The organism is Dolichospermum planctonicum (genome assembly GCF_005402965.1).
GTDB classification, from domain to species: Bacteria; Cyanobacteriota; Cyanobacteriia; order Cyanobacteriales; family Nostocaceae; genus Dolichospermum; species Dolichospermum planctonicum.
Genome location: NZ_BJCF01000087.1, coordinates 1 through 8,589, shown reverse-complemented (window position 1 = coordinate 8,589; position 8,589 = coordinate 1). Strand labels below are relative to the sequence as shown.

Genomic DNA, 8,589 nt, shown 5'->3' with positions numbered 1-8,589 from the left:
TGGTGCTATCAACAATGTAGATATCGTTGCCCAAACCACCAATTAGGATATCTGTACCTGCACCACCATCAAGGGTGTCATTACCAGCATCACCATTGAGGGTATTATTAGCACTATTACCAGTAATGACGTTATTAGCTGCGTTCCCTGTACCGTTAATAGCTGCTGTTCCTGTTAATGTCAGGTTTTCCACGTTAGCAGCCGTAATAGTGTAAGTAACACTAGATTGAATGGTATCTGTGCCACCGATGGTATTTTCAGTAATGGTATCAGTGGTGCTATCAACAATGTAGATATCGTTGCCCAAACCACCAATTAGGATATCTGTACCTGCACCACCATCAAGGGTGTCATTACCTGCACCACCATTGATGGTATTATTACCACTATTACCCGTGATGAGGTTATTAGCTACGTTACCCGTACCGTTAATGGCTGCTGTTCCTGTGAGAGTCAGGTTTTCAAAGTTGGTCTTGTTAGCAATAGAGGAGGTGACACTGGATTGAATTGTATCTGTACCTTCATCAGCATTTTCCGCAATAATGTCAGTGTTACTATCAACAATGTAAATATCGTCGCCTGTACCACCAATTAAGGCATCAATACCTGCACCACCATCAAGGGTGTCGTTACCCAAACCACCAATTAGGGTATCTGTACCTGCACCACCATCAAGGGTGTCATTACCTGCACCACCATTGAGGGTGTTATCACCACTATTACCCCTAATGATATTATTGCTTGCGTTACCCGTACCGTTAATCGCTGTTGTTCCTGTTAAAGTCAGGTTTTCGATGTTCGTCCTGGCAGCAATAGAGTAGGTGAAACTGGATTGAATGGTGTCTGTTCCCTCGTTGGCTAGTTCTGTAATGCTATCAGTAGCGATATCAACAATATAGATATCATCACCTAAACCACCAATTAAGGTATCTGTACCCGCACCACCGTCAAGGGTATCGTTACCCGCACCACCGTCAAGGGTGTTATTACCACTGTTACCTGTGATGACGTTATTACCTGCGTTCCCTGTACCGTTAATGGCTGCTGTTCCTGTTAAAGTCAGGTTTTCCACGTTAGCAGCAATAGTGTAAGTAACACTAGATTGAACGGTATCTGTACCACCGCTGGTAAGTTCAGTAATGGTATCAGTGGTGCTATCTACAACATAGATATCGTTGCCTAAACCACCAATTAAGGTATCTGTACCCGCACCACCATCAAGGGTGTCATTACCCGCACCACCATTCAGGCTGTTATTAGCACCGTTACCAGTGATGACGTTATTACCTGCGTTCCCTGTACCGTTTATGGCTGCTGTTCCTGTTAATGTCAGGTTTTCCACGTTAGCAGCAATAGTGTAAGTAACACTAGATTGAATGGTATCTGTACCCGCGTTGGCATTTTCGGTAATAGTATCAGTGGCGCTATCTACAACATAGATATCGTTGCCTAAACCACCAATTAAGGTATCTGTACCCGCACCACCATTCAGGCTGTTATTAGCACCGTTACCAGTAATGACGTTATTAGCTGCGTTACCAGTAGCGTTAATGGCTGCTGTTCCTGTCAGAGTCAGGTTTTCCACGTTAGCAAGTGCCGCAATAGTGTAAGTAACACTAGATTGAATGGTATCTGTACCCTCATTGACATTTTCGGTAATGGTATCAGTGGCGCTATCTACAACATAGATATCGTTGCCTAAACCACCGATTAGGGTATCTGTACCCGCACCACCATTGAGGGTGTCGTTACCTGCACGACCATTGAGAGAGTCATTGCCACCAAGACCATTAATAGTGTTATCAAGTATATTACCTTCAAGGGTGTTATTACTATCATCACCATTGATGATGCTTTCCAGGGTTTCAATTGAGAGAGACCAACCACCAGCAACATTTCCCGAATCAAAATCAACATCATCCACGATGTAGAGACGCCACTCACCGTTGGGGTTAGTACCGTTAAAAACAGAAAAGTCTGTATTGTAAGGTCCTGCGGGGGCAGGAGAGTCAAAAAAGTCGGGGTCATCAAAACCATCAAAATCAAAATTAGTTGGCCGATAAGTACCACTGCTAATGGCATCAAAATCAGAAAGACTAGAAGTGGCAGTGGCATCAAAAGTCAAAGTAACGTTGGTTAAATCGCTACTGCCCCCTACATCAGACATCAGGATGCTGTTCGCGCCCGTTGGACTTACTAAAAGCACATCAATGTCATTTGTCCAGGCATGGTTGAGGTTGGTCAGGGTGACTGTTAGCTTAGTCAAGCTACCACTGATTCCAGAAACATTGATAATTGAAGGATAAGGATCACTTGCCCCGCCGTCTGGAATAGAGATGGAGTTAGTGTTACTGAAAGTTGAAGTTGGCATGGAGATAACCCTGTGTATTGTGAATGGTTATTTTCTCAATATTATCATACCCGCGACATAGTTTTGTACTAATTTTGTAATCGAATAAAAACCAATATGGTTTAAGTATCTATCTAAAGATAGATGACAAATCAGCCCTAAAGTACATAGTTGATATTTACTTACTTGATGTATTAGCGTGGAAAAAGACAATTAAAGTTATGGGTAATTGCGTAAAATACCAGAATCCCACCATATAAATGAACCATAGTCTGTGGAATTTAATCAGGTGAATAACTACTTAACAAAAATCAATGCCAAGATCATTGAGAGTTTTTCATGACTGCATTGCCAAAGTAAAATTAGCAGTCACAGACAACGGATACCCTAATCAAAGAGTTTTAGCTCGTGATACAGGATTATCCGTATCTACAATTAGTAATTTCCTGACCGGTAAACCTGTTATTTATCATACTTTTGAACGAATGTGTCGTCTATTAAATCTAGATTGGCAAGAAATTTCTACCAATACTGAAGTAATATATAACCCCACTGCATACGCACAAATACGCAAAAAAAAACAAATGCAAATGCGAATCAATTCTTAGACTGGGGAACTGCAATTGATATTTCAGAATTTTACGGATATAGCCAAGAACTGACACAATTACAGTCATGAATTTTACAAGATGGTTGTCGCTTACTAGGATTATTCGGTATGGGTGGAGTTGGAAAAACAACTTTAGCCACCCAACTAGCAAAACAAATTCAAGATCAATTTGATTACGTTTTTTGGCGTTCTGTGCCTACTATCTTATCCTTTGATGAGATGATCACTGATATGCTTTCTTTTATTTCCCATCACAAGGAAATTAAACCCGACATTAATCGAGTTATTCATTATTTGCGTGCTTATCGTTGTCTGATTATTTTGGATTACTTAGAAACATATTTATACGCATTTAATAGGAAGTATGATAGCCAGTATAATTATTTTATCCAAATAATTGCGGAAACTAATCATCAAAGCTGTCTAATTTTCACCAGTCGAAATCAACCTACTGCATTCAGCTTACTGAAAAATTGGTAATCCTCAGTACGTTCTTTGAAGTTGTTTGGTTCTTTAGAAGTAGCGTTTTCTTTGATACAATCAAAACAATTATTGGGGACAGAACAACAAAAATATGAATTATGTGATTTATGTGATAATAATCCTTTAAAAATTAAAATAGTTGTTAATGCTATCATGAAATTATTTAATGGTGATATTGGCAAATTTCTAGCAGAGAACAGGGAATAAATTGCTGTGTACTTCATTAGACTGGGAAACGCTATAAAATACGATTGAGCGAATAGAACTCATGGCTCTTATTTTATCTTATTTTAGATCTTCTTTACTGTTGGGGTTCATCCATATTTCTAACTGACTAAAAAATTGAGAGGAAATCAAAGTTAAACACAGGTAAATTACAGCCACAGCCCCATAAATTTCTAAAGCGCGATAGTTTTCAGAAACAATTAATTGTCCTTTTCTAAATAATTCCTCAAACCCAATGACTGCGACTAAACTCGTATCTTTTAATAAACTAATAAATTCATTTCCTAAAGGTGGAATCATGCGCCGAAATGCTTGGGGAAAAATTACATAAGTCATCGTTTGTAGAGGATTTAAACCTAATGATTTAGCTGCTTCTGTTTGTCCATTTTCAATTGATTCAATTCCCCCGCGCACAATTTCTGCAATGTAAGCTGCACTATTCAAACTTAACGCAACTACTCCAGCTATAAAGCGATTTAAAGTCAAATTAAAACCGATTTCTTGAAAAATCGCCGGTAAACCAAAGTAAATCATAAATATCTGCACTAATAACGGTGTACCTCGAAAAAAGTCTATATAAGCCCTAGCTAAAAACCCCAAAGGTTTAATTGTAGAAAGACGAATTATCCCCATCAAAGAACCGCTAGTTAAACCGAATAAACCGGAAATGAATGCTAATTGCAATGTTACTAATGCACCAGTTAATAAAGTTGGTAAAGATTGCCAAAATATAATAAAAGAATTAATTTTATTTGGATTCTGATTTGCATCAGGTAATCTTTCTGGTAATATTGGCGGTGTGGATTTAAACCATTTTTGATAAATTTGTTGATATTTACCGTTTTCTAAAATTGTACTTAAACCTTGATTAATCAAAGGTAAATAAAGAGAGTTTTTAGCTGTTGCAATTCCGTAAAATTCCTCAGTTAGTAGTTGTTGGATAACTTTAATTCCTTGCAAATTACCTGTGTTAATAGCATATAAAGTCACTGGTGCATCATTAATAACTGCATCAACATTACCATTTTGCAATTCTTGCAGGGCTAAGGGTGCAGAGTCAAAACTGCGAACTTCTGCACCTGTGACAGTTTCAGCTTTTTTTGCGCCAGTTGTGCCAATTTGGACAGCAATTTTGTGATTTTGCAGACTTTGAAAATTTGTAATATTTTGATTATCTCTGCGAACAGCGATCGCTAAACCTGCTTTAAAATAAGGACGGGAAAAGGCCACTGTTTTCGCCCTTTCTGGGGTGATAGTCATGGAACTAATAGCACCGTCTACGGTTTTAGCTTGCAGTGCTGGAATAATGCCATCAAAAGGTAAACTCTGAAATTCTACTTGGAAATGAGCCGCAGTAGCTATAGCTTTCATTAAGTCAATCGAAAAACCTGCTAATTCTCCGTCTTTACCCTGAAACTCAAAAGGTGGAAATGTAGGTTCAGTAGCTACTCGGATAATTTGATTTCGAGGTATGTTTCCACTACAACCAACTAATAAACCACAAATTAAGCTCATCAGCACACATAAACGACCAAAATCAAATTTTACCATTTTCTCCTCTAGAGTATAATTTGCACGTTAAATAAATTAGTATAGACTTGAATAATATACAGCAAAAGACTTTTATCTATTCCCTATTCCCTAATTTTTCTGATTTAGCTGCAACCAATTTGACATTAAATACTTCACTAAAACACTGACTGACTACAGAGGACACTTGATGACAAGTAAGATCAGGAATCCATGCGGCTAAACTACGGACTGGTTTATCCACAATCCCACAGGGGACAATGTGATTAAATCCTGTCATGTCGGGACAAACATTTAAGGAAAAACCGTGCATAGTAATCCATTTACTAACTTTAATACCTATAGCAGCAACTTTGTATCCTTCTAACCAAACACCAGTAAAACCAGCGATACGTTCCCCAGGCAAATCATAATGTGCTAAAACGCGAATTAATACTTCCTCTAGTTGGCGTAAGTACCAATGCAAATCTTGACGATAACGGCGTAAGTTTAAAATTGGATAAGCGACTAATTGTCCCGGACAATGATAGGTAACCTCACCACCTCTTTCAATGCGATGCACATCATAGTTACATTTGTCAAGATTAAATTTAATAAATTCTGGGTTTGATCCGGTCCCCAAAGTATAAACAGGGGGATGTTCCAGTAAAATCAGTACATCATCTAATTCTGGGTTGTGAATGCGCTCAGTAACTAGCGATCGCTGCCACTGATGAGCGGTTATGTATGGTATTAAACCAGGATTATATAGTAAACAACGGTACGGTGGAAATTGAGTATTATCAATCATCAGGGAACAGGAGAAATAAAAAGATTAACCGCCTCACTGGACATATATAGCACTCACTTGACAAAAATATCCAGAACAAATGTCAAGGTATGCAAAGGATTTTAAAGTAACGTCAAGGAAAAATACTTTACAACCAATAAAGTGCTAGTTTGAATATATAACCTCAATGGTGTTGGGAGGAATTTGCCAGAAGTATCAAGCCTAGACAAGAGAAACCAATGACGCTGACTGATGATGTTCCCAGAATTGATTTGCATCAATCAGGATCGAACCTCCCAAATTGGTCACATTTTCTCTACAATAGGGAACAAGACCAAGAGACGGGGACGGAAGTACGTACTCCTGTGTTTTTAAAGTTGCACAGAAGGGGGCGGTTAAAAAACCATATTTTAAATTGCCTAATTCCATAGTTGTGGTTGAACAGCCCAATGCTTAACAACCGGTTGGGAGTCGTCGTAAAGGATAAAAACTAAAATTAAAACGATGAATAGCGCAAACTTGAAGATGCGACAAACCTGGGAAACACCAAAGAGCAGTGTTTTAAAAATAGGTTACTTGTGTCGGTAGCAGTGATAGACATTAGCGCAATCTCTATTCCTACCCAAAAACATCACATATAATATTGAGCGGGAGAGTTTACATGAAACTTGTCATCCACGGTAAAAACATTGAAATCACTGATGCAATCCGGGAATATGTGCATCAAAAAATTGAAAAGGCGGTTAATCACTTTCAGAACATCACCAATGAAGTGGATGTCCATTTGAGCGTGGCTCGCAATCCCCGCATTAGTACAAAACAAGCGGCGGAAGTAACTATTTATGCTAATGGTAGCATTATCCGGGCGGAAGAAAGCAGCGAAAGCTTATACGCAAGTATTGACCTAGTTGCAGACAAAATTGCCCGGCAATTGCGGAAATATAAAGAAAAAAGACAGGATCATAAAACCCAACCTATATCAACTAACGAAGCAGTAGCGCCAGAGAGCGTTGCAGCGGATTTAATAGGCGATCGCACCCCAGAATTACCCCAAGAGGTGGTTCGCACCAAATACTTCTCCATGCCTCCCATGACAGTGGGAGAAGCCCAGGAACAACTGCAAATGGTGGGACATGACTTTTATATGTTCCATAATGCGGAAACAGGCGAGATTAATGTTATTTATGAACGTAACCACGGCGGTTATGGGGTAATTCAACCTCGCAATAACGGTCATGCTAACGGCAGAAATGGCAAATCAGCTAACGCCAATATTGGGGTTGCAGAAAAGTCGCACTCTAAATAGAGTCTGATTAAATTATTCATGGGTAGAGACGTTTCATGAAACGTCTCCGCCATGTTGTTTATGCAAAGGAGATTGTTGTAAAGTATCTCAAGCTGGCAACTGTTGGAGAGTTTTTAATGCTTCTTCAACGTGGCCTTTAAAGTTGAACATGGAATCAAATACATATTGAACAATACCATTTTTGTCAATCAGGTATGTGACTCGTCCAGGAATGAGACCAAAAGCGGTGGTTGCACCGTATTGTTTTCGTACTTTATCACCTTGATCACTTAAAAGTGTAAAAGGTAAATTGTATTTATTGGCAAAGTTTTTGTGAGAGTTGCTAGAGTCACCACTCACACCGATAACTTCAGCACCCGCAGCTTGAAACACTTCATATTGATCTCTAAAAGCGCAAGACTCTATAGTACATCCTGGTGTATCATCCTTGGGATAAAAATAGAGGACAACGGATTTTTGACCACGAAAATCTCCCAGGCTGACATTTTTGCCATTTTGGGCAGGTAGGTTAAAATTAGGTGCGGTATCTCCAACTTTGATAGACATATTGAAAAAATAAAAAGATTTAAAATGGTGCGTTACGCTATTATATAGCGAACTGCTTGCAGCAGCGCTTCCCTATCGCTATCCTACCTCCAAAGCCTTTACCTCAAGTACAGATATTAATAATAAAATAAAACTCTTGTGGTGCGGGCATCTTGCCCGCACAAGCTGAACTTACTATATTATATAGCGAACTGCTTGCAGCAGCGCTTCGCTATCGCTATCCTACACACAAGGTTTTTACCTAATCGCTAACACACCCTACTCAAAAAGCTATTCCCTGTTCCCTGTCACCTGTCACCTAATTTCAGATAGTTCTTCCTTATCAAGATGATGATAACATATTTCAAATCCTTTGTCAACACCTGAAAATAAAATTTTTCGCGGTTTTTTTGCGTTTTGTTTCCTGTCAACTGTCAACTGTCAACTGTCAACTGATTAAAGGATGTACAGGATGAGGAGGGGGATTTTCTGATGATGTCAATGATTTAATATGGTGGGTTACTATATTATATAGCTATGATGTAGCGAACTGCTTGCAGCAGCGCTTCGCTATCGCTATGTTACACACAAAGTTTTTACCAATGGTGCGTTACGAATACAGCTAACACACCCTACTCAAAAAGCTATTCCCTGTTCCCTGTCACCTGTCACCTGTCACCTAATTTCAGATAGTTCTTCCTTATCAAGATGATGATAACATATTTCAAATCCTTTGTCAACACCTGAAAATAAAATTTTTCGCGGTTTTTTTGCGTTTTGTTTCCTGTCAA

8 protein-coding genes are annotated in these 8,589 nt (G+C 38.9%); 4 read left to right on the top strand and 4 right to left on the bottom strand.

Going from position 1 to position 8,589, the window contains the following annotated elements; all coding sequences use genetic code 11:
• The coding region (locus FFO06_RS20365) for a beta strand repeat-containing protein (protein WP_137909662.1) at window positions 1–2,371 on the bottom strand (2,371 nt) is incomplete at its 3' end.
• Between the two features lie 293 nt (window positions 2,372–2,664).
• Here FFO06_RS20365 and FFO06_RS20360 point away from each other — a divergent pair.
• From FFO06_RS20360 to FFO06_RS20350, 3 genes are all read left to right on the top strand, one after another.
• A complete protein-coding gene (locus tag FFO06_RS20360) occupies window positions 2,665–2,958 on the top strand; it encodes a helix-turn-helix domain-containing protein (protein WP_137909661.1) in 294 nt (97 codons plus the stop codon).
• A gap of 71 nt (window positions 2,959–3,029) precedes the next feature.
• Window positions 3,030–3,440, top strand: coding sequence for an NB-ARC domain-containing protein (locus tag FFO06_RS20355; RefSeq protein ID WP_268904653.1), 411 nt, complete (start codon window positions 3,030–3,032; stop codon window positions 3,438–3,440).
• A 15-nt stretch (window positions 3,441–3,455) separates the two neighbouring features.
• Complete coding sequence (locus tag FFO06_RS20350) at window positions 3,456–3,650, top strand: hypothetical protein (RefSeq protein WP_137909659.1); 195 nt, start codon at window positions 3,456–3,458, stop codon at window positions 3,648–3,650.
• Between the two features lie 78 nt (window positions 3,651–3,728).
• Here FFO06_RS20350 and FFO06_RS20345 read toward each other — a convergent pair whose 3' ends face one another.
• Window positions 3,729–5,219 carry an ABC transporter permease subunit gene (locus tag FFO06_RS20345; RefSeq protein WP_137909658.1) on the bottom strand — a complete coding sequence of 497 codons (1,491 nt, stop codon included), beginning with the start codon at window positions 5,217–5,219 and terminating at the stop codon, window positions 3,729–3,731.
• Window positions 5,220–5,295: 76 nt separating this feature from the next.
• Window positions 5,296–5,988: a lipoyl(octanoyl) transferase LipB gene (gene lipB, locus FFO06_RS20340; RefSeq protein ID WP_137909657.1), complete on the bottom strand. Its 693-nt coding sequence runs from the start codon at window positions 5,986–5,988 to the stop codon at window positions 5,296–5,298.
• Window positions 5,989–6,628: 640 nt separating this feature from the next.
• Here lipB and hpf point away from each other — a divergent pair.
• A complete protein-coding gene (gene hpf, locus FFO06_RS20335; protein WP_137909656.1) occupies window positions 6,629–7,273 on the top strand; it encodes a ribosome hibernation-promoting factor, HPF/YfiA family in 645 nt (214 codons plus the stop codon).
• A gap of 87 nt (window positions 7,274–7,360) precedes the next feature.
• Here hpf and FFO06_RS20330 read toward each other — a convergent pair whose 3' ends face one another.
• Complete coding sequence (locus tag FFO06_RS20330; RefSeq protein WP_137909655.1) at window positions 7,361–7,819, bottom strand: peroxiredoxin; 459 nt, start codon at window positions 7,817–7,819, stop codon at window positions 7,361–7,363.
• Window positions 7,820–8,589: the final 770 nt, after the last annotated feature.